Annotated in this window: 20 protein-coding genes; 4 read left to right on the top strand and 16 right to left on the bottom strand. The window is 60.1% G+C overall.

Annotation, left to right across the window (positions count from 1 at the left end; translation table 11 throughout):
* The first annotated feature begins 9 nt into the window (after positions 1-9).
* The gene (locus ACTG1P_RS09190) at positions 10-558 is read left to right on the top strand and encodes an NAD(P)H nitroreductase (protein ID WP_257123640.1); all 549 of its coding nucleotides are present in this window, start codon (positions 10-12) and stop codon (positions 556-558) included.
* 381 nt (positions 559-939) lie between these two features.
* On the opposite strand, the gene ACTG1P_RS09185 is transcribed toward ACTG1P_RS09190, so the two are convergent.
* The 4 genes from ACTG1P_RS09185 to ACTG1P_RS09170 form a co-directional block, all read right to left on the bottom strand.
* Complete coding sequence (locus ACTG1P_RS09185; RefSeq protein ID WP_440001075.1) at positions 940-1,494, bottom strand: sugar O-acetyltransferase; 555 nt, start codon at positions 1,492-1,494, stop codon at positions 940-942.
* A 66-nt stretch (positions 1,495-1,560) separates the two neighbouring features.
* Complete coding sequence (locus ACTG1P_RS09180; RefSeq protein WP_440001074.1) at positions 1,561-2,538, bottom strand: D-2-hydroxyacid dehydrogenase family protein; 978 nt, start codon at positions 2,536-2,538, stop codon at positions 1,561-1,563.
* A 202-nt stretch (positions 2,539-2,740) separates the two neighbouring features.
* Positions 2,741-3,619, bottom strand: coding sequence for a 50S ribosomal protein L11 methyltransferase (prmA, locus tag ACTG1P_RS09175; RefSeq protein ID WP_440001073.1), 879 nt, complete (start codon positions 3,617-3,619; stop codon positions 2,741-2,743).
* Between the two features lie 537 nt (positions 3,620-4,156).
* A complete protein-coding gene (locus tag ACTG1P_RS09170) occupies positions 4,157-5,173 on the bottom strand; it encodes a zinc-binding alcohol dehydrogenase family protein (protein WP_440001072.1) in 1,017 nt (338 codons plus the stop codon).
* 100 nt (positions 5,174-5,273) lie between these two features.
* Between ACTG1P_RS09170 and ACTG1P_RS09165 the strand changes: the two genes are divergently transcribed.
* Positions 5,274-6,146, top strand: coding sequence for a LysR family transcriptional regulator (locus ACTG1P_RS09165; RefSeq protein WP_440001071.1), 873 nt, complete (start codon positions 5,274-5,276; stop codon positions 6,144-6,146).
* Position 6,147: 1 nt separating this feature from the next.
* On the opposite strand, the gene ACTG1P_RS09160 is transcribed toward ACTG1P_RS09165, so the two are convergent.
* The 7 genes from ACTG1P_RS09160 to acs form a co-directional block, all read right to left on the bottom strand.
* The gene (locus ACTG1P_RS09160) at positions 6,148-7,575 is read right to left on the bottom strand and encodes a PTS transporter subunit EIIC (RefSeq protein WP_440001070.1); all 1,428 of its coding nucleotides are present in this window, start codon (positions 7,573-7,575) and stop codon (positions 6,148-6,150) included.
* An 89-nt stretch (positions 7,576-7,664) separates the two neighbouring features.
* Positions 7,665-9,122 (bottom strand): sodium/pantothenate symporter, encoded by a 1,458-nt coding sequence (panF, locus tag ACTG1P_RS09155; RefSeq protein WP_440001069.1) that lies wholly within the window; start codon positions 9,120-9,122, stop codon positions 7,665-7,667.
* Positions 9,112-9,375, bottom strand: coding sequence for a YhdT family protein (locus tag ACTG1P_RS09150; RefSeq protein ID WP_440001068.1), 264 nt, complete (start codon positions 9,373-9,375; stop codon positions 9,112-9,114). Before ACTG1P_RS09150 ends, panF begins: the two co-directional genes overlap by 11 nt.
* A 207-nt stretch (positions 9,376-9,582) precedes the next feature.
* Positions 9,583-10,923 carry an acetyl-CoA carboxylase biotin carboxylase subunit gene (gene accC, locus ACTG1P_RS09145; protein WP_005338910.1) on the bottom strand — a complete coding sequence of 447 codons (1,341 nt, stop codon included), beginning with the start codon at positions 10,921-10,923 and terminating at the stop codon, positions 9,583-9,585.
* Between the two features lie 15 nt (positions 10,924-10,938).
* A complete protein-coding gene (gene accB / locus ACTG1P_RS09140) occupies positions 10,939-11,397 on the bottom strand; it encodes an acetyl-CoA carboxylase biotin carboxyl carrier protein (protein WP_005338908.1) in 459 nt (152 codons plus the stop codon).
* A 36-nt stretch (positions 11,398-11,433) separates the two neighbouring features.
* Positions 11,434-11,883 carry a type II 3-dehydroquinate dehydratase gene (gene aroQ / locus ACTG1P_RS09135; RefSeq protein ID WP_005338907.1) on the bottom strand — a complete coding sequence of 150 codons (450 nt, stop codon included), beginning with the start codon at positions 11,881-11,883 and terminating at the stop codon, positions 11,434-11,436.
* Positions 11,884-12,171: 288 nt separating this feature from the next.
* A complete protein-coding gene (gene acs, locus ACTG1P_RS09130; protein ID WP_440001067.1) occupies positions 12,172-14,118 on the bottom strand; it encodes an acetate--CoA ligase in 1,947 nt (648 codons plus the stop codon).
* Positions 14,119-14,287: 169 nt separating this feature from the next.
* Between acs and ACTG1P_RS09125 the strand changes: the two genes are divergently transcribed.
* The gene (locus ACTG1P_RS09125) at positions 14,288-14,566 is read left to right on the top strand and encodes a hypothetical protein (RefSeq protein WP_113739065.1); all 279 of its coding nucleotides are present in this window, start codon (positions 14,288-14,290) and stop codon (positions 14,564-14,566) included.
* 56 nt (positions 14,567-14,622) lie between these two features.
* Here ACTG1P_RS09125 and ACTG1P_RS09120 read toward each other — a convergent pair whose 3' ends face one another.
* The 5 genes from ACTG1P_RS09120 to torC all read right to left on the bottom strand — a co-directional run bounded on the left by ACTG1P_RS09120 (position 14,623) and on the right by torC (position 22,050).
* Positions 14,623-17,067 (bottom strand): sensor domain-containing protein, encoded by a 2,445-nt coding sequence (locus tag ACTG1P_RS09120; protein ID WP_440001066.1) that lies wholly within the window; start codon positions 17,065-17,067, stop codon positions 14,623-14,625.
* A gap of 152 nt (positions 17,068-17,219) precedes the next feature.
* A complete protein-coding gene (locus ACTG1P_RS09115) occupies positions 17,220-17,588 on the bottom strand; it encodes a hypothetical protein (RefSeq protein WP_069554383.1) in 369 nt (122 codons plus the stop codon).
* Positions 17,589-17,595: 7 nt separating this feature from the next.
* Entirely contained in the window at positions 17,596-18,264 is a 669-nt protein-coding gene (torD, locus tag ACTG1P_RS09110; protein ID WP_440001065.1) for a molecular chaperone TorD, read from the bottom strand.
* A 99-nt stretch (positions 18,265-18,363) separates the two neighbouring features.
* Entirely contained in the window at positions 18,364-20,856 is a 2,493-nt protein-coding gene (torA, locus tag ACTG1P_RS09105; protein ID WP_440001064.1) for a trimethylamine-N-oxide reductase TorA, read from the bottom strand.
* A 27-nt stretch (positions 20,857-20,883) separates the two neighbouring features.
* A complete protein-coding gene (gene torC / locus ACTG1P_RS09100) occupies positions 20,884-22,050 on the bottom strand; it encodes a pentaheme c-type cytochrome TorC (RefSeq protein ID WP_440001063.1) in 1,167 nt (388 codons plus the stop codon).
* A 145-nt stretch (positions 22,051-22,195) separates the two neighbouring features.
* On the opposite strand from torC, the gene torR reads away from it, so the two are divergent.
* Positions 22,196-22,909 carry a two-component system response regulator TorR gene (gene torR / locus ACTG1P_RS09095; RefSeq protein WP_069526522.1) on the top strand — a complete coding sequence of 238 codons (714 nt, stop codon included), beginning with the start codon at positions 22,196-22,198 and terminating at the stop codon, positions 22,907-22,909.
* Positions 22,910-22,924: the final 15 nt, after the last annotated feature.

The following is a 22,924-nucleotide window of genomic DNA, read 5'->3' as shown; positions in this document are numbered from 1 at the left end:
GAATTGCCCATGGATGCCCTCACCCTGTTGCTCAATCGCCACTCCTGTGGCCGTCTCGCCGATCCCGCCCCGAGCGGTGAGGTGCTCGACAATATCCTCAAGGCGGGCCTGCGCGCGCCGGATCACGGCACCCTGACCCCTTGGCAGTTCATTCTGTTTGAAGGAGAGGGGCGCGAGCGGCTGGGCAAGCTGCTGGCCGAGGTGGCCCGTGCTCGTGGCGAAGATGAAGAGAGCATCAAGAAGTGCAGCGAAGCGCCGCTGCGGGCGCCCTTGGTCGTCGCCGTGGCAACCCGTTATCAGGATCACCCCAAGGTGCCGAAACTGGAGCAGGAGCTCTCTGCCGGTTGTGCCCTGATGGCGATGCAGATGGCGGCGCAGGCACAGGGCTTCAACGGTATCTGGCGCTCCGGCTGGTTTATCTTCGATGAGCAGATCAACAAGGGATTGGGACTGGCGGCAGAGGATCAGCTGGTGGGTTTCCTCTATCTCGGTACTCCCATGCTGGAAGCACGCAAACTGCGCGAGCTGCCGCTCGATGAGTTTGTCCGCCGTTTCTGACTTTTCGGCCACGTTGCGGTTGAGAGCAGCAAAGCCTCGAGAAATCGGGGCTTTTCTGTTTAACCGTGAATAGTAACCAGAGAAATTGGGGAAAATAAATGGCTCAAAGAGGCTTCGCGCGCCATAGCAGGTAATTATTTAAATAGTGCGATGTACCTCGCAATCCAGTTGTATTTTACTATGTAAAACGTTTGCGCATTCGCTAATATCTCCCTGCCAGTTTAGAAGGGCACTCCTTCTAATTTTTCTGCGATGAGAGTCGCAATTCCGTAGCACCTTTTAACAGCCCAACGTCTTCGTGACATTGGGCTTTATTTTTTATGGGGTGTCGGGGCGGCGGTGCGCCGATGGCGGCATCATCATGCAGCCCGGCTGGCAGCCTTATGCCCTGTTTTTGGCTGGCAGGATCCGGGCCGGGTTGCCGACTACCCGAGCTCCGGCCGGAACATCTCTGGTCACGATAGCACCTGCGCCGACGATCGCCTCCCGTCCTATGGTTACGCCGGGCAGCAAGATGGCGCCGCCCCCAATCCAGACCTTGTCTTCAATGGTGACCGGCAGCGCCGTCTCAGTGCCCTGAATCCGTTCGTCGGCCTCCAGCGCATGGGCTGCGGTATAGATCTGCACGTTTGGCCCAATCATCACATGGGCGCCGATGCGAATGGGGGCATTGTCCAGCAGGGTCGCCCCCATATTGATGTAGGAGTCCTTGCCTAGGTGGATGTGGCGGCCATAGGTGCAGTAGAGGGGTGGGCAGATAAAGGCATTCTCTGCCAGTTCGCCAATCAGCTCCGCCAGTAGTGCCCGCTGCTCTGTCTCCTCTTCCGCCTGATTGAAATGGCGATAGCGCCGTGCCGCCTCCCGGCGCAACTGGGCCAACTCGGGTGCCATGCAGTTGTAAGGTTGGCAGCTAATCATCTTCTGGTTTTCGCTCATGAAGGTTGCTTTCCTTTATCTGCCAGGGATTTGGATATTGGCGCCAATACTGCAGAAGTAACGTGATCACCCACCCGATATGGGCAGAACCAGGTTGGCAGGTTTGCCTTCGGCAAAGGCCAGCACATTCTCGAACGCCACGCGAAAGTAGAGTTCGTAGCTGTTTTGCTCCACATAGCCGAGATGAGGCGTCGCCAAGACGTTGGGCAGGCGCAGCAGGGGTTCGCTTTCCTGTGTCGCCGGCTCGATGTCAAATACATCGAGCGCGGCCCGTTTCCCAGGATGGTTACTGAGCTCTGCATAGAGGGCGCCCGGCTCGATAAGTTCGGCACGGCTGGTATTGACCAGCAGAGAGTCAACTTTCATGCGGGCCAGATCTGCGCGGGTAACAGCGCCGCGGGTTGTCTCGCTCAGGCGCAGATGCAGCGTGAGGATATCGGCTTGACTGAAGAGAGCCTCCTTGCTGGAGGCGCAGGCATAGCCATCCAGCTCGGCCTGCCTGCGCGAAGCCTCACTGCCCCATATCAGTACCGACATGCCAAATGCCTTGCCATAGCGGGCGATCCGCTGGCCTATCTTGCCGTAGCCCCAGATGCCGAGCGTCAGCCCATGCAGTGTGCGTCCCAAACCGAGGTCACCAGATTGCTGCCATTGGCCTTGGCTTAACGCCTGGCTGTAAGCAGGTATATGGCGGGAGGCTGCCATGATGAGCGCCCAGCAGAGCTCGGCGGGAGCAATAGGGCTGCCGATTCCTTCTGCCACGGCAACGTCGTACTGTTGGCATAGTGCCGGGTCGATATGCTGGCTGACTTTGCCGGTCTGGCTGATGAGTTTAAGGGTGGGAAGCTGTATCAGCAGCTGTTCGTCGATACGGGTACGCTCGCGAGTCAGCACCAGTGCTTCCATTCCTTCCAGCAGGGCGGCAAGGCGCGTTGTATCGGGTTCGCTCTGGTTGAGGATGGTGACGTCATGACCCGCCAGCAGGGCAAAGCAGGGGAGGTGGCGCACCTGATCCTGATAGTCATCCAGAATGGCAATCCGCATAAGAAATCCTTCTCGGTTGCGTTGGCTCGGACCGCTATCTTACCGGAATAAAAGGTGTCTGTTGTTTTCAAACGAACACAATCAGAAGGGAGGACGATCAAGCCCATGTCCACGGACCGGGAAGAGCCCGGCAGGCCAAAACTATCAGGGCCCCCGAATGGGAGCCCTGATGGCATGAGGTTGGCGTCTATGTTGCCCACGCTTAGCCGTGCTTGCGGCCGGAGAGGCGGCACCACTCTTCCTTGACGGCGGTCGGGTCCATCTCGAACCACTGGCCGTAGATAGTTTCCAGCTCCGGGGCCTGGCTCTCCAGCACGCCGGAGAGGGCCATCAGGCTGCCCGCTTTGCCGTGGCCGGCGATCAGCGGAGCCAGTTCGCGCAGCGGGCCGGCCAGGATGTTGGCGACCACTACGTCAGCTTCGACATCTTGCGGCTGGTCGGCTGGCAGATAGAGCTCAATCTGGTCGGCGACGCAGTTGCGTGCGGCGTTGTCGCGGCTGGCCTGAATGGCCTGCGGGTCGATGTCGATACCGATAACGCGGGCGGCACCCAGTTTCAGGGCGGCGATGCCGAGAATGCCGGAGCCACAGCCAAAATCGACCACGGTTTTACCGGTTAGATCCAGCCCGTCCAGCCACTGCAGGCAGAGGGCGGTGGTGGGGTGGGTACCGGTACCGAAGGCCAGACCCGGATCCAGCATGACGTTGACTGCATCGGGGTTCGGCACATCGCGCCAGCTCGGGCAGATCCAGAGGCGCTCGCCAAACTGCATGGGGTGGAAGTGATCCATCCACTCGCGCACCCAGTCCTTGTCCTCCAGCTGCTCGACCTTGTAGCCGACGTTTTCGCCGAAGATCTGCTGGAAGAAGGCGATGGTGGGGGCCGGATCGGTTTCGGCATCGAACAGACCCATCACTTCGGTCTCGCCCCAGAGCGGGGTTTCACCGGGCATGGGTTCGTAGACGGGCACATCCTTGGCATCCATAAAGGTCACCGCCTGGGCTCCACGCCCCAGCAGCATGTTGCTCACCTTGTCTGCGGTCTTGGCAGTGGCGTTGATTCGAATTTGTATCCAGGGCATGGCGTCGACTCTTCATAAATGTGAAACCGCGAGATTCTACCATCATGGGGCAGTGCTGTCGTGGTTTGCCCATGACGTGGAGGGATACGGGGGCTTTTGCCGGATTGGCACGGTTCCTGTATTGCTCTATGCAGGCGAAGACGACCGGTTTTCGCTGAACGCTTTGCTCAAGTTCCGTCATCTTTCACTGCCACCCTCGGGTGGCATTTTTTTATCTGCACTTGTTTGCCTGGTAAACAGTCTGCCAGATAAAAAAAGAGCAAGGTTGGCACCTTGCTCAAGGACGGGCTGACGCCGTTTTGGCGCATTCATGCTGCTGTTGGCATGCCAGATGCAAAGACGAATATGTCCTGCATAAGGATATGTGTGTGATTGTTACCCCAATGTTCAGGTATTCAGGCCATTTCTCGCGAAATGGCCTCTTTTTTGGCTGATTGTCGGACGTTGGCCTGCCACAGGCAGTCATGAGTGCCGCTGGTTGTGCCCGTTTGGGGCATCTCCTTGGTGAACTTATCCCATCATGGTGCGTTTGAGGGCTTAGTTGGCAAAGTCGCTCATGTCGATCACCAGCTTGCCTACCATACGGCCCGCCTCCACCTCGGCATGGGCCTGAGCCAGCGTGACCGGGGTCAGTGACGGGATGGTTTTGGTCAGGGTGGTCTGCAATACCCCTTCATCGACCAGTGCCGCCACCCGGCCGAGCAGGCGGTGCTGTTCGATCATGTCCGGCGTCTGGAACAGAGAGCGGGTGAACATGAACTCCTGGCTGAAGGTGACGCTCTTGCTCTTGAGCAGGGAGAGATCCCACGGCTCGCTCGATTCGGCGATGGTGCAGATATGGCCAAACGGGCGGATCAGCCCTGCCATGGTGGCCCAGTGCTCGGCGGTGGCGTTGGTGCAGAAGATGGCATCGACCTGAGTGATGCCAAGGGCGGTCAGCTCCTCCTGCAACTTATGGTGGTTTACGACCTGATGGGCCCCCATCTCGAGGCACCACTCGCGGCTCTCGGGGCGGGAGGCGGTAGCAATCACCTCCATGCCGGTGAGCTGGCGGGCCAGCTGGATGGCGATGGAACCCACGCCACCGGCGCCGCCGATGATCAGCAGTTTGCCACGGCTCTCGCGGGTAAGAGCGAAGCGCTCGAACAGGGTCTCCCAGGCGGTGATGGCGGTGAGCGGCAGGGCGGCGGCCTCCACATCGCTCAAGCTGGTGGGGGCGATGGCGGCGATGCGCTCATCCACCAGTTGCAGGGCGCTGTTGCTGCCCGGACGGCTGATATCGCCGGCATACCAGACCCGGTCGCCCGCCTTGAACAGGGTGACTTCGCTGCCGGTGGCGATCACTTCCCCCACCGCATCCCAGCCCAGTACCCGGGGCGAGCTTTCAATTTTGGCCTTGGGGGAACGCACCTTGGTATCTACCGGATTGACGGAGGTGGCGGTGACCCGCACCAGCAGATCCCGCGGACCCGGAACCGGATCGGGCAGGTTGGCGGCGATAAAGCAGTCGGGGTGGTCGCTTGGCAGATAGTGAGTCAGAGCAATGGCTTTCATGGTTTTTCCTTTCAAATCGCTGTGTTCGGGATTGCCACTCACTCTAGTCTGGTTGATTATCAAGATTAAGATGGGTAATCGGTAAATACTGTTTGAATATATGAACAATGTCGATCTGGAGTTGATGGGACTGTTTGCCACCGTGGTGGAGCAGGGGAGCTTTACCCGGGCCGCCGAGCTGCTTGGTATGCCCAAGTCATCGGTGAGCCAGAAGATCTCGCGACTCGAAGCTCAGCTCGGCGTGCGGTTGCTGCAGCGCACCACCCGCAGGTTGAGCCTGACCCCGCAGGGGGAGGTCTATGTGGAGCATTGTCAGGGGCTGCTGACGCTGGCCCGCAGCGCCAATCTGGCGATGGCAAGGTTGCGCTCGGCCCCGGCAGGTCGGGTGCGGATCACCGCCCCCGAGGCGACCGGTACCCTGCTGCTTGGCCGGATCCTCGCCGAGTTTCGTGCGCTTTACCCCGAGGTGGTACTGGAGTTGACCCTGAGTGACGAGCAGCTCGATCTGGTGGGGGAAGGTTACGATCTGGCGCTGCGGGCGGCGCCGCTGAAAGACTCCAGCCTGATCTGCCGGCGCATCGGTCAGGTGGCGCGTTATCTGGTGGCGGCGCCCGGCTATCTGGCGGCCCACGGCATGCCGCAACAGCTGAGCGAGCTGGGCCGTTATGCTTGTCTGGTGCACTCGGCCATGCCGGTATGGCCATTGCAGGAGGGGGGCTGGCGGCCGCAGGGGGCTTGCATTAGCAACAGCCTGTTGGCGCTGCGGGAGTTGGCGATCAACGAAGGGGGGATTGCCCTGTTGCCCCACCATGTTTGTGAAGGGGATTTGGTGGCGGGGCGGCTGCATAAGTTGTTACCGGATCAGCCCATTCCGGCCAACCCGTTTTACCTTATCTATCCGAGTCGGGAGCATCTGGCTCCCGCCCTGCGCACCTTGATGGATTTCGTGGCCGAGCGGCTGCCGTTCGCCTGAGTTACCAACAGCTCTGGCTGGCCGATTCCTGATTGGGTTTGAGGCCAAGGGGCACCGACTGGCGCTCTGCCAGCATGCGGATCTGCCCTTCAATCAGGTTGGCACTGGGGCCCAGCACTAACACCAGTTGGTGGTCGTTGAGCTGGACCCAGGAGAGACAACCCAGGCTCAGCAGACGGGATTGATCCACCAGCGAAATATCGCGTACCCGCAGGCTGAGGCGGGTGAGGCAGACGCTCATCGCCACCAGATTGTCCATGCCGCCCAGCACCTTGAGAAATTGGATCGCCAGCATCTGTGGATCGGAGGGGGCGACGCTGGCAAGGCGCGGATGCTCCACCGCGATAGGCTTGCTCGGCATGCTGAGAGGAGCGCGCTCCAGCAGTTGGTAAAAGAGCAGGGTGTAAGCGACGAAGAACAGAATACCGACCGGAATGAGCCAGAAGCTGTGCTCACCGGATTGATAGCTCAGCACCAGATCCAGCAGACCGGCGGAGAAGTAACTGCCCACCTTGATCCCCAGCCCGCTACAGACCGCCAGCGAGATCCCCGTCATCAGGGCGTGGGCCAGAAACAGCCAGGGAGCGGTAAAGGCGAACAGAAACTCGATGGGCTCGGTGATACCCACCAGTGCTGAGGTGAGCGCCAGAGTGAGCAGCAGCCCGCCCTGTGGCAGCCGTTGCATCCGCTGGCGGTGCAGCCAGATGGCAAAACAGGCGCCCGGCAGGCCGAACATGATGATGGGGTAGAGACCGGCCACATACCCTTCATGAAGGGGTTGGGCAGCGGCCAGCGCCTGCAGGTTGCTCTCGCCAAGGCCCACCACGCTGCCAAGCACCTGATGCAGGCCGAGCGGAATGAGCAGGCGGTTGAGGGTGCCAAAACAGAAGGCGCCAAATGGCGTGGTGAGCAGATCCGAGGTGAGCAGGGTTAGCCCGCGCTCCAGCGGTGGCCACAGCAGAGAAAGGGGGATGGCGATCAGCAGGCAGGCCAAGGCCGACACCAGCAGGCTGGGAAACTCCCCCTTGGCGATCTGCAGCCAGCGATACCGTGTTTGCTGATGCACCCAAGGATAGATGATGGCGGTGGTGAGCCCCGCCAGCAGGCCGCAGATCATGTCGGCGTGCAGGTTGGGGGCCAGGGTGTTGAACGCCGTGCTGAGCAGCAGAAAGTTGACCGCACCCGCCAGCGTCTGCCCCCCCAGCTCCTGCCGACTCAGGCCAAAGGCGATCGCTACCGCATAGATGAGCGGCATTTGGCTGAAGATCGCCTGACCGGTGAGGGAGAGCACAGCCAAATTGAGCACGTCGGGTTGCCCAAGCCGGTAGATCAACGCCGCCATCGGCAGGATGGAGACGGGCAGCAGCAGGGCATAACCGAGCCGCTGCAGGGCTTGAGTAACGACTTGTCGAGTGACTTTAACGGGCATACAGCGGCTACGTTCTGTGACTTGGCGCACAGTTTAACTGAGAAACACCTATTTTGGGATAGTTTTGAAACCCCTAATTTATCTTTTTATTATTTCTGCTCGAAAAGCGCCCGCACTTCCCGCGAGGGCGGCGTGGTCAGCAGGCTCACGGTGATAAAAACCACCAGCGCCAGCGTGAGGCTCGGTACGATGGCATGCAGGCCAGCCAGCTTGATCCCCCACTGACTGAGTACCCCATAGCTGACGATGCCGCTGACCATGCTGGCCAGTGCGCCCGGGCCGTTGGCCCGCGACCAGTAGAGGCCGAGCACCAGCGGCCAGAGGAACACCGCCTGCAGACCGCCAAAGGCGAGCAGGTTGAGCCAGATGATCATCTCGGGGGGTTGCAATGCTGCCAGCAGCACCAGAGTGCCGAGGATCAGGGTACAGAGCAGAGAGAGGCGCGGGATGCGTACCTCAAGCTTCTCCTGCTTCGGATTGAGATAGTTGAGGTAGAGATCCTTGACCAGAGTGGCGGAAGCCTGGATCAGCTGGGAGTCGATGGTGGACATGATGGCCGCCATCGGAGCCGCCAGGAAAACCCCGGCCAGCCAGGGGGGCAGCACTTCCATCATCAGGGAGGGCATGATCTTGTCCGGGCTGTCCATGCCGGGCAGGATGGCGCGCCCCAGAGCGCCGGCCAGATGCATGCCGAACATCAGCAGGGCGCTTACCACAGTGCCGATCAGGATGCCGCGATGGAGCGCCTTGCTGTCGCGATAGCCAAAACAGCGCAGCGCCGAGTGGGGCAGCCCCACCACTCCGACACAGACCAGGATCCAGAAGCTCAGCATGAAGGGCTGGGTCAGCATGTCGCCGGCTCCTTGCGGGCTCACCAGCTTGGGATCGATCTCCCTGAGCTGGTGGATAAGATTTGGCAGGCCGTCACCGGCGACCAGAATCCCCGTTAGCAGGGCGCCGGTGCCGATCAGCATGATGATCCCCTGCAGGGCATCGGTCATCACCACGGCGCGAAAGCCGCCGATGATGGTGTAGAGCAGCACGCAGCTGGCAAACAGCATCAACCCCTGCTGGTAGGAGAGGCCGGTGGCGGTCTCCAGCAGGCGAGCGCCGCCGATAAACTGCACTACCATAGTCGCGATAAAGGCGAGGATGATAGTAACGGAGCCGAGGATCACCACTGCCTTGCTCTGGTAGCGGGCCCACAGCATGTCGTTGATGGTCACCGCATTGACCCGGCGGGCGATGATGGCGAACTTCTTGCCCAGTACTCCCAGAGTGAGCCAGACGGTGGGCAGCTGGATCATCGCCAGCAACACCCAGCCCAGACCGATCTTGTAGGCCGCGCCCGGCCCACCGATAAAGGAGGAGGCCGAGGTGTAGGTGGCCACTAGCGTCATCGCCAGCACCAGCCCGCCCATGCTGCGGTTGCCGATGAAGTACTCCTGCACGAAGTTGCCTTGCGCCCGATGACGGCTGGCCCAGAAACCCACCCCCAGCACCAGCACCAGATAGATGACGAGCGGCAGCATCAACTCAAGATTCATGGGATGACTCCTTGCCGGAAGGGGAGTGGGTATCGAGGGGGATCTCCACAAACAGCCGGTTCACCATCAGCGCGCAGAGCAGAATGAACAGCAGTGGCATCATCATGCAGCTGAGCAGGAACCACAGTGGCAGCCCCCACAACTCCAGCTGGAGCGGGATAAAATAGGCGGTGCCATACCAGGCAAAGAAGTAGAACAGGGTCAGCAGCAGGCAGAAAGCTGCTTCCCGGCGGGCGAGAGCGAAACGGTTCACCTTGGCCTCCGACAAATTTGAGGGGCGCAAGGATAACAAAAAAGGGCCATGTCGCCATGGCCCTTTTTCAGCAGAGGCTCCTTGCGGAGCAGACTTCCATCGGAAGTCCGGTCTCTTCAGCGATCCTTACAGACCCAACTTCTTGTGCAGGTAGTGGGCGTTGGTACTGCCACCGTGCAATATCATCAGGTCTCTATCAAGCGATCCTTACAGACCCAACTTCTTGTGCAGATAGTGGATATTGGTGCCACCGTGCTGGAAGTTTTCGTCTTTCATGATCTCTTTTTGCAGCGGTACGTTGGTCTTGATCCCTTCCACCACCAGCTCGTCCAGCGCATGACGCATGCGGGCGATGGCAATGTCACGATTCTCGCCGTAGCAGATCAGCTTGCCGATCATCGAATCGTAGTGGGGCGGTACCTTGTAACCGGCATAGATGTGGGAGTCCCAACGCACACCCAGACCACCCGGCGCGTGGAAGCGCTGCACCAGACCCGGAGAGGGCATGAAGGTGGCTGGATCTTCGGCGTTGATCCGGCACTCGATGGCGTGGCCACGGATGCGGATATCCTGCTGGGTGATCGACAGGGGCTGACCGGCGGCGATGCGCAGCTGCTCCTTGATCAGATCGATACCGGTGACCATCTCGGTGACCGGATGTTCCACCTGGATACGGGTGTTCATTTCGATGAAATAGAACTCGCCGTTCTCGTACAGGAACTCGAAAGTACCCGCACCGCGGTAGCCGATCTCGATACAGGCGCGCACACAGCGCTCGCCGATGAACTTGCGCATTTCGGCGGTGATGCCCGGTGCCGGCGCTTCTTCCACCACTTTCTGGTGGCGACGCTGCATGGAGCAGTCACGCTCGCCCAGATAGAGGGCGTTGCCCTGGCCGTCTGCCAACACCTGAATTTCGATGTGGCGCGGGTTTTCCAGGTACTTCTCCATGTAGACCATGTCGTTCTTGAAGAACTGGCCTGCTTCGGATTTGGTCAGGGCAATGGCGCCCGCCAGTTCCGCTTCATTGCGCACCACGCGCATACCGCGACCACCACCGCCACCGGCGGCCTTGATGATCACCGGATAGCCGATGCGCTTGGCAATGGCGGCGTTGTGCTTGGCGTCGTTATCGACGGGGCCGTCAGAGCCCGGTACACACGGTACGCCCGCTTTCTTCATCGCTTCGATGGCAGAGACCTTGTCACCCATCAGGCGAATGGTCTCGGCGCGCGGGCCGATGAAGATGAAGCCGGATTTTTCGACCACTTCGGCGAAATCGGCGTTCTCGGAGAGGAAGCCGTAACCCGGGTGGATGGCCACGGCACCGGTTACCTCGGCGGCGGCGATGATGGCCGGGACGTTGAGGTAGGATTCAGTACTGGCCGGTCTGCCGATACAGATGGATTCGTCGGCCAGCAGCACATGTTTGAGCTCCCGGTCGGCGGTGGAGTGAACGGCCACTGTCTTGATCCCGAGCTCTTTACAGGCGCGCAGGATCCGCAGGGCAATTTCACCGCGGTTGGCGATGACTACTTTGTCCAACATGGGTGGCGATTTCCCTTATTCGATGATGAACAGCGGCTCGTCAAATTCGACGGCCTGACCATTTTCAACCAGGATCGCTTTGATCACACCGGCCTTGTCAGACTCGATTTGGTTCATCATTTTCATGGCTTCGACGATGCACAGGGTGTCGCCGACATTGACTTGTTGGCCCACTTCCGCGAACGGCTTGGCATCCGGGCTGGAGGAGCGGTAGAAGGAGCCAACCATCGGGGAGCGCATCAGGTGACCGCTCGGGGCGGCATCTGCGGCCGGTGCAGCGGCAACCGGGGCGGCAGCGGCAGGTGCGGCAACTGGAGCGGCTTGCTGCATCATCATCTGCGGCATGGCGGTGGTCACCTGACCGGAGAAGTTGCGGCTGATGCGAACGGACTCTTCACCTTCGGAGATCTCCAGTTCGGCGATGCCGGACTCTTCAACCAGTTCAATCAGCTTCTTGATTTTGCGGATATCCATTAGCATTCTCTTTCTTCTTTATCTGATCAGTGATTATCAAGCCGCGCGCAGATGGTGCACGGCCGCGGTTAAAGCGAATTGGTAGCCATCGGCTCCCAGACCACAAATGACCCCTTTTGCGACATCAGACAGATAGGAGTGATGACGGAACGGCTCCCTGGCATGGACGTTTGACAGGTGAACCTCGATAAAAGGGATGGCAACTCCCAGCAGCGCATCGCGAATGGCGACGCTGGTGTGGGTGAAGGCGGCTGGATTGATGATGATAAAATCCACCTGGCCCATGGCCTGATGGATGCGGCCGACCAACTCATGTTCGGCGTTGGATTGCAGATGTTCCAGAGTGACACCGAGTTCGCTGGCGTTAAGCTTCAGATCGGCGACGATCTCATCAAGCGTCTTGCTGCCGTAGATACCTGGTTCCCGTTTGCCCAGCAGATTCAGGTTTGGTCCGTTGAGCAGGAGAATTCGGTGATTTTGCGACATATTGAGTGCATCCTCGATGATAATGCTGCTATCTATCAGCTATCTTGTGGACTACCAGAAATCTAGCCATTTTCTGCGCAAATCGGTGTGCCCTGGCACACAGATTTCGCAATTATATTGATTTCGTGAAAATTAGCAGCATTTTACTGGTCTAATCTCTACATCTGGCTATTTATTGCTCGCTTCGGTCGACAAGGCACCGTGGTTGCCACCTTGCTGTTTGCTGGCGGATGAGAAACGACAAAGCCGGCACAAGGCCGGCTTTATTGAGCAACAAACGAAGCGGGATCAGGCTGCTTCCGACTTCTCGCGAATGAGTTTGTCTACTACGCCCGGATCCGCCAGGGTGGAGATATCCCCCAGACTGTCGGTCTCGCCGGTGGCGATCTTGCGCAAGATGCGACGCATGATCTTGCCGGAACGGGTCTTGGGCAGCCCCTCTGCCCAGTGGATCACGTCCGGCGTAGCAATGGCACCAATCTCCTTGCGCACCCACTCCTTAACCTCTTTGTGCAGCTCGCGGCTCGGCTCTTCCCCGGCGATCAGGGTGACATAGGCATAGATACCCTGACCCTTGATCTCGTGAGGAACCCCCACCACCGCCGCTTCGGCGATCTTGGGATGGGCCACCAGCGCCGATTCAATTTCGGCTGTACCCATGCGGTGGCCGGAGACGTTCAGTACATCATCCACCCGACCGGTGATCCAGTAGTAGCCGTCCTCGTCGCGACGGGCACCGTCGCCGGTGAAGTAGCGGCCCGGGAAGGTGGAGAAGTAGGTCTGCTCGAAGCGCTCGTGATCGCCGAATACGGTGCGCATCTGGCCCGGCCAGGAGTCGGTGATCACCAGATTGCCCTCGGTGGCCCCCTCCAGCGGTTCACCCATGTTGTCCACCAGCGCCGGTTGCACCCCGAAGAAGGGTTTGGTGGCAGAGCCGGGTTTCAGATCGGTAACGCCGGGCAGCGGGCTGATCAGGATGCCGCCGGTTTCAGTCTGCCACCAGGTATCGACGATGGGACAGCGCTCGTCACCAATGGTGCGGTAGTACCACTCCCAGGCTTCCGGGTTGATGGGCTCACCCACCGAGCCCATGATGCGCAGGCTCTGGCGCGAGGTGCCGGTGACCGCTTCGTTACCCTTGGCCATCAGGGCGCGGATGGCGGTGGGGGCGGTATAGAGAATGGTGACCTTGTGCTTGTCCACTACCTGGCTCATGCGGTTGGTCGCCGGGTAGTTGGGCACCCCTTCGAACATGATGGTGGTGGCGCCATTGGCGAGCGGTCCGTAGACCAGATAGGAGTGACCGGTGACCCAGCCCACGTCGGCGGTACACCAGTAGATGTCCTGTTCGTGGTAGTCGAACACATATTTGAAGGTGAGGGTGGCATAAACCAGATAGCCGCCGGTGGTGTGCAGCACCCCCTTGGGTTTGCCGGTGGAGCCGGAGGTATAGAGGATAAAGAGCGGATCTTCGGCGTTCATCGCCTCGGGCGGGCAGTCGCTGCTGACGGCGGCGGTCGCTTCATGCCACCAGATGTCGCGGTGGTTGTGCCAGGCGACATTGCCGCCGGTGCGCTTGAGCACGATCACCTTGTTGACCTGGGTATCCGGGTTGGTGAGCGCTTCATCCACATTTTTCTTGAGCGGCACCGGACGGCCACCACGCAGCCCTTCGTCGGCGGTGATGACGATGCGCGAGCCCGAGTCGATGATGCGGCCGGCCAGAGCTTCCGGCGAGAAGCCGCCGAAGACGATGCTGTGTACCGCGCCGATGCGGGTACAGGCCAGCATGGCGATGGCGGCTTCCGGCACCATGGGCATATAGAGGCAGACCACGTCGCCGCGGTGAACCCCTTGTGCTTTCAAGACGTTGGCAAACTTGCACACTTCGCTGTGCAGTTCGCGGTAGGTGAGTTTGCGATCTTCGGCGGGGTTGTCCCCTTCCCAGATGATGGCGATCTTGTCACCCCGTTCGGCGAGATGGCGATCGAGACAGTTGGCCGAGACGTTGAGCTGGCCATCTTCAAACCATTTGATGGAGACATGGCCCGGATCGTAGGAGGTGTTCTTGACCTTGGTATAGGGTTTCATCCAGTCGAGAATTTTTCCCTGCTCTCCCCAGAAGGTATCGGGATCCTCGACGGAGGCCTGATACATGGCGGCGTAGTCGCCCTTGTCCAGCAGTGCATTGCTGCTGATGTGGGGTTTGACCGGGTAGACCTTGCTCTCGCTCATCTGTCACTCCTTTGAATAGATCTTTTAATGGTTTCTTAACAACTTATACCTTTGGTGGCGGGGGGCAATTAGACTTTTGGATAGGCGGCAACAGTTGGTTACAGGACAAAGAGTGACAATTAATCGGTGAGTGGGTAAAAGGGGACGTGTCGATTAATTGGAGGTCATGATGTTTTCTCTGTTGCTCTGTGCATCCCTCTGGCAGTTTGATGCGCCAGTGCCCGCTGGCGAACCTCCGAAAGAGTTTGCGATTACCCATCAGGAGGCTTCACCTGCGCTGCGGGATCGGGTGGCCGATCAGCTTGGTCATGCATGGCAGGCCAAGGAGCCCGGTACCAGATTCACCTTCAGCGAGCCAGCTCCCCGTTATGCTGGCGAATCACCGTTGACGCGTATGCTCAATGATCGTGATGATGGTTGGGAATCCCGCTTGCAGATTGAGTGGTAATCCGGTCGGCAGCCAGGAGGCGGATGCCTCCCGGCTGGTGATGATGATGCCTGCCGCTATGAGACGTAGCGTTGATGCAGGCGATCTCCCATATGTTCGACATGCAGTGGTTTGCTGAACAGATAACCCTGTCCTTCGCCGCAGTTGAGTGATTGCAAGAAGGCGTGTTGTGCCTTGGTTTCAATACCTTCGGCGGTGACCTCCATATCCAGACTGTCGGCCAGATTGATGATGGTGCGACAGAGCTCCCTACTGTTCTTGTCTTCCGGTAATGCCTGCACAAACGCCCGGTCGATCTTGATGCGATCGATCGGCAGGGTCTTGAGCAGACTCAGTGACGAAAAGCCGGTACCAAAGTCATCAATGGCAATCTGCACGCCGAGACTTTTCAGGCGGGTAAAGAGATCCAGACTCTGTTCGACCCGCTGGATGATGCTCTCCGTCACCTCGATCTCGAGCCGCTCTGGCGGAAATCCGGTCTCGGCCAGAATAGCGGCGACCCGTTCAACGTAGCCCGGGGAGCGCATCTCCCGCACCGACACATTGACCGACAAGCGGGGCACCGGCAGTCCGGCGGCCAGCCAGTTTTGTCCCTGCTCGCAGGCGTTGCGCATCACCCACTCGCCAATTTTCTCGATCAGGCCGCACTCCTCTGCCACCGGAATAAAGCGGGTCGGCGCTATCATCCCCTCATTGGGATGCTGCCAGCGCAGCAGGGCTTCCAGTCCACTCAGATGGCCGTTGGCCAGATTGGTCATGGGTTGATAGAAAATGCAGAGCTGTTCGAGCTCCAGGGCCTTGAGCAGACCCTGCTCAATCTGCATCCGCTCGCGGGCTCGAGCCGCCATGCAGGGGGTATAGAACTGGAAGCCGTTGCGCCCCTGACTTTTCGCCTCGTACATGGCGCTGTCGGCGGCACTGACCAGGGTTTCCGGGCTGTCAGCATGATCCGGATAGATGGCGATACCGATACTTGCCGAAATTGCCACCAGCTCATGGGCCAGCTCAACCGGTTCACGCAACACGGTCAGCAGGGTATTGGCGAGGATTGCCAGCTCGTCAGGCTCCTCCAGATAGGGGATCAGCACCAGAAACTCGTCTCCCCCGAGGCGGGTCGCCAGATCGTTGTGCTGCAGGCAGCCGCGGATCCGCTCTGCCAGCCGCTTGAGCAGCTCATCGCCAACTCCGTGGCCCAGGCTGTCGTTGATCAGCTTGAAGCCATCCAGATCGATAAAGAGCAGCCCCAACCGTTTGCTATTGAGCTGCGCGGTTTTCAGCTCAAGGGCCAGCCGCTCCTGCAACAGATGACGATTGCCCAGCTCGGTCAGGGGATCGTGATAGGCAAGGTGATTCAGCTCGGCCTCCACCTTGCGAATGGCGCTGATGTCGGAGAGGGCGATCACATAGTGAGTGGTGTTGTTGAAGTTGTCATAGACAGCGCTGATCTGCTGCCAGGAGGAGAAGTAGCTGCCATCCTTGCGCAGACAAACCATCTCGCCATGCCAGGCGTTGTTGCCGGGGCGCAGGTGATACCAGGGATAGTCGAGGTCGGTGTAGCGCCTGGGATGCATGATGATATCCGGGGTGTGGCCTATCACCTCCTCGGCATTGTATTGGGTCAGCATGGTGAAGGCCGGGTTGACCGACAGAATATGGTGCTCGCTGTCGAGGATGATGATCCCCTCGGCCGTGGTATCGAATACCACGTTGGCCTGATGAAGTCGCTCCTCCTGACGGCGGCGGGCGGTGGCATTGTGAATGACCCCCATGACCCGGTGGCCGACCGACTCGGTGGCGGGGACATGGTCGGCATGAATATCGACCCAGTGGCGCTCGTTGAGTGCGGTAAGGTAGCTCAGGGTGAGATGGATGGGGTCATGACTTTGCAGGGCGGTCTTGAGCTGGCTGCCGGATTCCGGTTCAAAACAGTCGACGAACGCTTGCAGCCCGCCGTGGAACTGGTTGGCCTCGATACCCAGCAGCGGCTCAATTTGGCCGTCGAACAGTAATCTGTCCTCCGCCACGTGCCACTCCCACACCCCGATTTGGGCCGCTCGCATTGCCAGTTGCAGCCGTTGTTCGGTTTCGTACTGCTCGGTGATATCCCGCACAATGGCGAGGATGCCGTTCAGCTCCCCTTTCTCATCACGCATCGGGCTGTAGGTGGCCTGAAAGCGGCGGGAGCTGCTGTCGTACGCCGCGGTTTGGCCCGTGATGGCGATATCCACGTAGGGCATGCCGCTTCGCATGATCTGCTGAAACATGGGCTCCAGGGTCGGTGCCAGCTTGGGAACCACCTCTCTGAGGTGCTTGCCCTGATGCTCCTCGATGCTCTTGCCATTGATGTCGGCCAGCACCTGATTGACTTTACGGTAGCGAAATTCGCAGTCAAAGACGCCGATGCCCAGAGGAGCATTATCCATCAGCTGTTCCAGGACGGTGTGATCTGACAGCTGGGTCAACATTGCCTCGGTGTCGGCGTTGAAAAGCTTCCCATCCATGATGACCTCGGCATTGATTGTTTTATCACTTGCATCAGTTGTCAGTATGGCACGAACTGTTTGGCCGGGAGTCAAGCGGAGTTATCTGGTTGTTTTGACGCCAAGAATTGGCAGAAAAACCTGATAAAAGGATGGAAAAAGGGGGCGAGTGGTTATCCCTTCTGGCGACCAAACGCCTGAATACCACGCACAAATACCAGCCAGCCGATCAGGTGGAAGGGGAGAGCCAGCAGATAGAGCAGCAAGAAGTGCGACTCGCTGCCACTGCTGTTGATGAAGTCGATCCAGGCGGCCAGTAGCGCCAGCATGCCGGCGATCTGGAAGCGGCGGCGCAACACCACCTCGACGCCGAGATTGGCAAGGTAGAGGGTGAGCAGGATGCCGGCAAAGCCGGTGAGCTGGGCGGTGCCGTAGAGCTCGCGATCCGGGTTGAACAGCAGCGCGATCAGGGGAGTAATGCCCTGATCCAGCGGGATCAGGGCCAGCAGCCAGCATGCAATCAGAAGCAGGGCTGTTTTCATCGCGGCCTCAGTCGGCGGACGGTGCCGGTTTGACCAGAGAGAGGTAGTTGGCATCCATCTTGAGGAAGACCCCCAGCAGACGGGCACTGGCGCCGTAGAAGCCAAACCGGTCGGCGGCGCGACAGGCGCGTTCGAACTTGTCGAACCAGCCCAGCAGATGGCCGTGCAGCAGCGCTTCCTGCTCGTCGAGCCAGCGTTCCCGCTCGGCCGCGCTCTTGGCTTCCGCCGCACGGATGATGAGATTGCCCATCAGATCCAGCTCGATGGCCAGATGGTCGGCAGGCTCTTTGTATTTATCGCTGACATTGATGCCGAGGCGATCGAGGCGGGCCTGCATCTCGGCCATCGGGGCCTGCATCAGTAGCTTGGCTTCGCCACGGTAGAGCGATTCGTAGGGCAGGGCGCCCTGCTTGGGATCCACCAGAAACAGACCGGCGAAGTCGGCGGCGAGTTCCAGTTGGCGATCCGGGCGCACCAGCAGGCGGGCGATGGCATCGTTGAGCTCGGCCACGGCTTCGCGCATCGGATCCAGGGTGGAGAGGCTTTTCAGGAAGCTTCGCACATCATAGGTGTCATATTCGGCGATCTGCTCATCACTGAGTTCGGCGGCGAACAGGGTGGAGAACCACCAGTAGAGTTCGGCCCGGCGTTCGCTGGTAGCCATAAATTCCTGCATTTTTCCTCCGTGGATGGCAATCGGGAGCCTTGATGGCTCCCGATTCTAACGACTTTAAAAATAAAGGAAACTCAAGGGGGCGCTTTCGTCCCCCCGGGGTCAGAGAGCCGGGAACATGGGGTCGATGCCCTTAGCCGATTCCGGCGCGCCGAAGGCAGTGACGGCAGGCACCTGTCCGCGGAACTTCTCGATCTCCACCAGCGCGGTATGGGCCGTGGTGGCCTGCGCCAGGCTGGAGGAGCCGATGTCGGCGGTCAGCACGTTGGGATCGCCGTAGGTACAGAGAGTCCCCACCTTGCCACCCTCTTGCGGGCCATACCAGGCACCTTCCTGTATCCGGACTACGCCGGGGGCGTAGTCATCGCTTACCACCAGACCGGCCAATACCTGACCGCGGCCGTTGAACACCCGCACCAGATCGCCGTCTTTGAGGCCGCGGGATTTGGCATCCTGCGGATTCATGTAGACAGGCTCGCGCCCCTGCACCGTGTAGGTGGCGCGGTAGTTGTCGGAGGAGCAGAGCTGGCTGTGCAGCCGCTTGTCGGGGTGGCAGGATTGCAGGTGCAGCGGGTACTGCTTGCTGCCCGGCCCGCCGTGGGAGCGCTCGTAGGGCTCGATCCAGACCGGGTGGCCCGGGCAATCCCCATAGCCGTAGTCGGCGATGGTCTTGGAGTAGATCTCGATAAGGCCGGACGGGGTACCGAGCGGTTCCAGATCCGGCTCCTGACGGAACGACTCGTGACGCACCCAGGGTTGGCCCGCCGGGAAGGTGACGAAGCCTTCGCCGTGCCAGAACTGGCTGAAACGAGGCAGACGAATGCCGATGCCGCGGCCCTGCAGGCGGGCGTCGTCATAGATGCTCTGGATCCACTCCAGCTTGCTCTTGCCGCCGGTGAACTCGGCTTCGCGACCGAAGCGACGGCAGAGATCGGCGAAGATATCGTAGTCATCCCGCGCCTCGAACAGCGGCTCCACCACCTTGTACATGGCCAGAATGCCCGCATTGGAATGAGAACCCCACTGCTCGATGTCATCCCGCTCATAAGTGGTGGTGGCGGGCAGCACGATATCGGCGAAGCGGCAGCTGGCGGTCCACTGGTGATCGATGCTGACCACGGTTTCCAGCTTGCGCCAGGCCGCGACCATCTTGTTGCGATCCTGCTGGTGGTGGAACGGGTTGTTGCCGCAGAACACCGCCATCTTCATGTGGGGGTAGGTGATGGTCTGGCCGTTGAAGGCGATCTGCTTGCCCGGATTGAGGATGCAGTCGACGAAACGGGCCACCGGAATGTATTTGGAGTAGCCCTTCCAGTCGCCGTCATGGAGCGGCTTGACCCCGGGAATGACCGAGCTGAAACCGGACATGATGGGGCCGCTGGAGGTGATGGTGCCCGCGCCGTTGTAGTGCCAGCCAAAGCCGTAACCGCCCCCCGGCAGGCCGATCTGACCAATCATCGAGGCCAGTACCACCAGCATCCAGGCGTACTGTTCGCCGTGGTGCATACGCTGCACACACCAGCCGCCGATAAGCTGGGTACGGCCGCTGCTCATGGTGCGGGCCAATTCGCGGATGGTCTCAGCTGGTACGCCGCAGATGGCGGCAGCCCACTCCGCATCCTTCACCTGACCATCGCTGGTGCCCAGCAGATAGGGCAGGAACTTGTCAAAGCCGGTGGTGTAGTCTTTCAGGAACTTCTCGTCGTGGCGCTTCTCGCTGTAGAGGGTGTGGGCGATGCCCAGCATCAGCGGCACGTCGGTCTGCGGATTCAGGGTCACCTGATCGCAATTGAGGTACTTCTGGGTCTTGGATTTGACCGGATCGACACTGATCACCCGGATCTCGCCCTTGGCCACCTTCTCTTTGAGCTGCGCCCAGTAGTCGTAGACGCTGTGATCCGGCACCAGCCAGCCCACCTGCAGGTTCTTGATGGGATCGGAGCCCCAGATAACTATGGTTTTGCTGTGCTCCAGCACCAGCGGCCAGGAAGTCTGCTGTTCATACACCTCCATGGCGCCCGCCACGTGGGGCAGGATCACCTGGGCGGCACCGGTGGAGTAGTCACCGGCCTTGGCCAGATAGGTGCCGTGCAGATTTATGGCGCGCCCCAGCATGGCGCCAGCGGAGTGCAACTTGCCCACCGACTGCCAGCCGGAGTGGCCGGCATAGAGGGCGCTCGGGCCATAGGTCTTCTGCACCCGCTCCAGCTCGTGATAGAAGAAGTCCAGCGCCTGGGACCAGGTGACCCGCACGAAGCGGTTCTGGCCGCGTTCGCTGGTGTCGGACTGGTGGCCCTTGCGCAGCCAGTCCAGCCGCACCATGGGGTAGCGGATGCGGGAGGGGTTGTAGACCACTTCACTCAAGGCCTTGAGCATGTCGGTGGGGTGCTTGTCGTGCTCGAACGGCAGGGTCTCGACCCAGCGGCCATCGACCACCCGGGCACGGAAGGCGCCCCAGTGGGAGCCGGACTGCACCAGCTTGTCGCCAGACTCGGCGGCCATCACGGCGCGACCGAGCAGGGAGGGGCCGATCAGGGCAGAGGCACCGCTGGCCAGCAAGCCACCCAGAAAACCACGACGGGAAATATTGATCATCTTGTTATTCCTCTTTCGAATCCGGACTTAGTGGCTACCCTGACCACCGGTATCGGCGGCATGGTTTTGCAGGTATTTGAGCAGGGTGCGCTCCTCTTCCTTGCTCAGGCGATAGTAGGCAGACATCGCCTTGAGCCCCGAGATCCAGCCGTTGGCAGTGAAGTGAGCGGGATCCGGCGCGCCGTGGCAGGAGTTGCAGGTGGATTTGTACATCTCGCCAGCGTAATCCCAGATCGGTTTGAGCGAGGACTCAAAGCCCTTGCCATCGACCCAGGCCTGCACCTGAACCTGCTCCCACTTGATATGGGTGGCGTTGTCGGTCTCCTGCTTGAGCACTTTCTCGCTCGCTTTCAGTTCATCACGGATGGTAGCGACGAAGACCCGCTTGCCCATGTATTCGCTCAGCACCCGGCCCTTGCCGTCGCTCTCGCGCCACCCTTCGATGGTCACCTTGAGGCGATCGCCGCTGCGGTCCACTACGTCGATACGGGAGGCGGGCAGCAGTTTGCCGACCGGGTCGGTGCTCTGTTCGCTGGCATAGAGATCTTTTTCACCCAGGTTGTAGAGGGTCTCGGCGGCTGGCGCCTCTTGCGCGTCGTTAACCAGGGTGGCGTAAGTGGCCCGGAAGCCGCCCGCCATGTTGGGCAGTTCGTGGGCGATGCCCTTGTGGCACTCGATGCAGTTCATGTTCTTCGCCGCCGCATCTTTCATCGCCAGCGCAGCCGCCGGGGACTGCTTGGCGTGATCCATGTTGTCGTAGCTGTGGCAGGACTTACAGGTCTTGGAGTTCTGGCTGCTCATCCGTGCCCACACCTTCTCGGCCAGATGCAGGCGCCGGTCCTCGAACTTCTCCTGGGTGTCGATGCTGTGGCCTATGTACTCCTGATAGAGGTCGTTGGCTGCCTCCATCTTGCGGGCCACCTTGCCGACGAAATCCTTCGGCTGATGACAGTCGGTACAGACCGCCTGTACCCCTGAGGCATTCTTGAAGTGGATGGACTCCTTGTACTCCGGATAGACGGTGTCTTTCATGGAGTGGCAGGAGATACAGAATTCGAGAGTACTAGTTTTCTCAAAGCCATAGTGCAGGCCGACGGTGCCCGCGAGGGTAACGCCGACGCCCACCAGAAGCAGCGCCAGTACCGACCAGCGACGGCTGGGGGTGCGCAGGAAGTGCCACAGTTTTTTCATCATGCTCTCTCACATCACTTTTTTGATGGGAGCCATGATAGGGAGGCGTTGTGAACAGGGCTGCCGCCACAAATTAATGAAATAGGGGTATTTATGACAAAATGTGAATAGAATAATCCTCCCTTGTCGACCATCGTGAACCCTGCCCATGAGCTACCACATTCTGGTTGTTGAAGATGATGCGGTTACCCGCGAGAAGCTGACCGGCTATTTCGAGCGGGAGGGCTATCGGGTGACGGCGGTCGAAAACGGCCAGGAGATGCGCACCGTGCTGGCTGAACAAACGGTCGATCTGGTGATGCTGGATATCAACCTGCCGGGGGAAGATGGTCTGCTGCTGACTCGTGAACTGCGGGCGCGCAGCACGGTGGGGATCATTCTGGTCACCGGCCGCAGCGATGCGGTGGACCGAATAGTGGGCCTCGAGATGGGGGCCGATGACTATGTCACCAAGCCGTTCGAGCTCAGGGAACTGCTGGTGCGGGTCAAGAATCTGCTGTGGCGGATCTCGCTGGCGGCCGCCGCGCCGAGCGAGCCTGCGGTCGCTGACGATGCGGTGCGCTTCGGCCCCTGGCGTTTTGACATTCCCCGCCGCCAGCTCAGCAAGGACGGGGTGCCGGTGCGCCTGACCAAGGCCGAATATGAAGTGCTGGTGGCCTTTGTCGCCCATGCCGGTCGGGTGCTCAGTCGGGAGCGGATCCTGACCCTCATCAGCCATCGCGGCGATGGCCCGAGCGATCGCACTATAGACGTGTTGATCCGGCGGCTGCGCGGCAAGATGGAAGCGGATCCGCGGGATCCCCAGCTATTTGTCACCGTCCATGGTGAAGGCTATCTGTTTGCCGGCGAGATAGCCTCCTGACCCCGTTGCGGCGGC

This window comes from Aeromonas sp. 11P (assembly GCF_051920165.1).
GTDB lineage: Bacteria > Pseudomonadota > Gammaproteobacteria > Enterobacterales > Aeromonadaceae > Aeromonas > Aeromonas veronii.
This window is presented reverse-complemented; position numbering and strand designations above follow the sequence as displayed.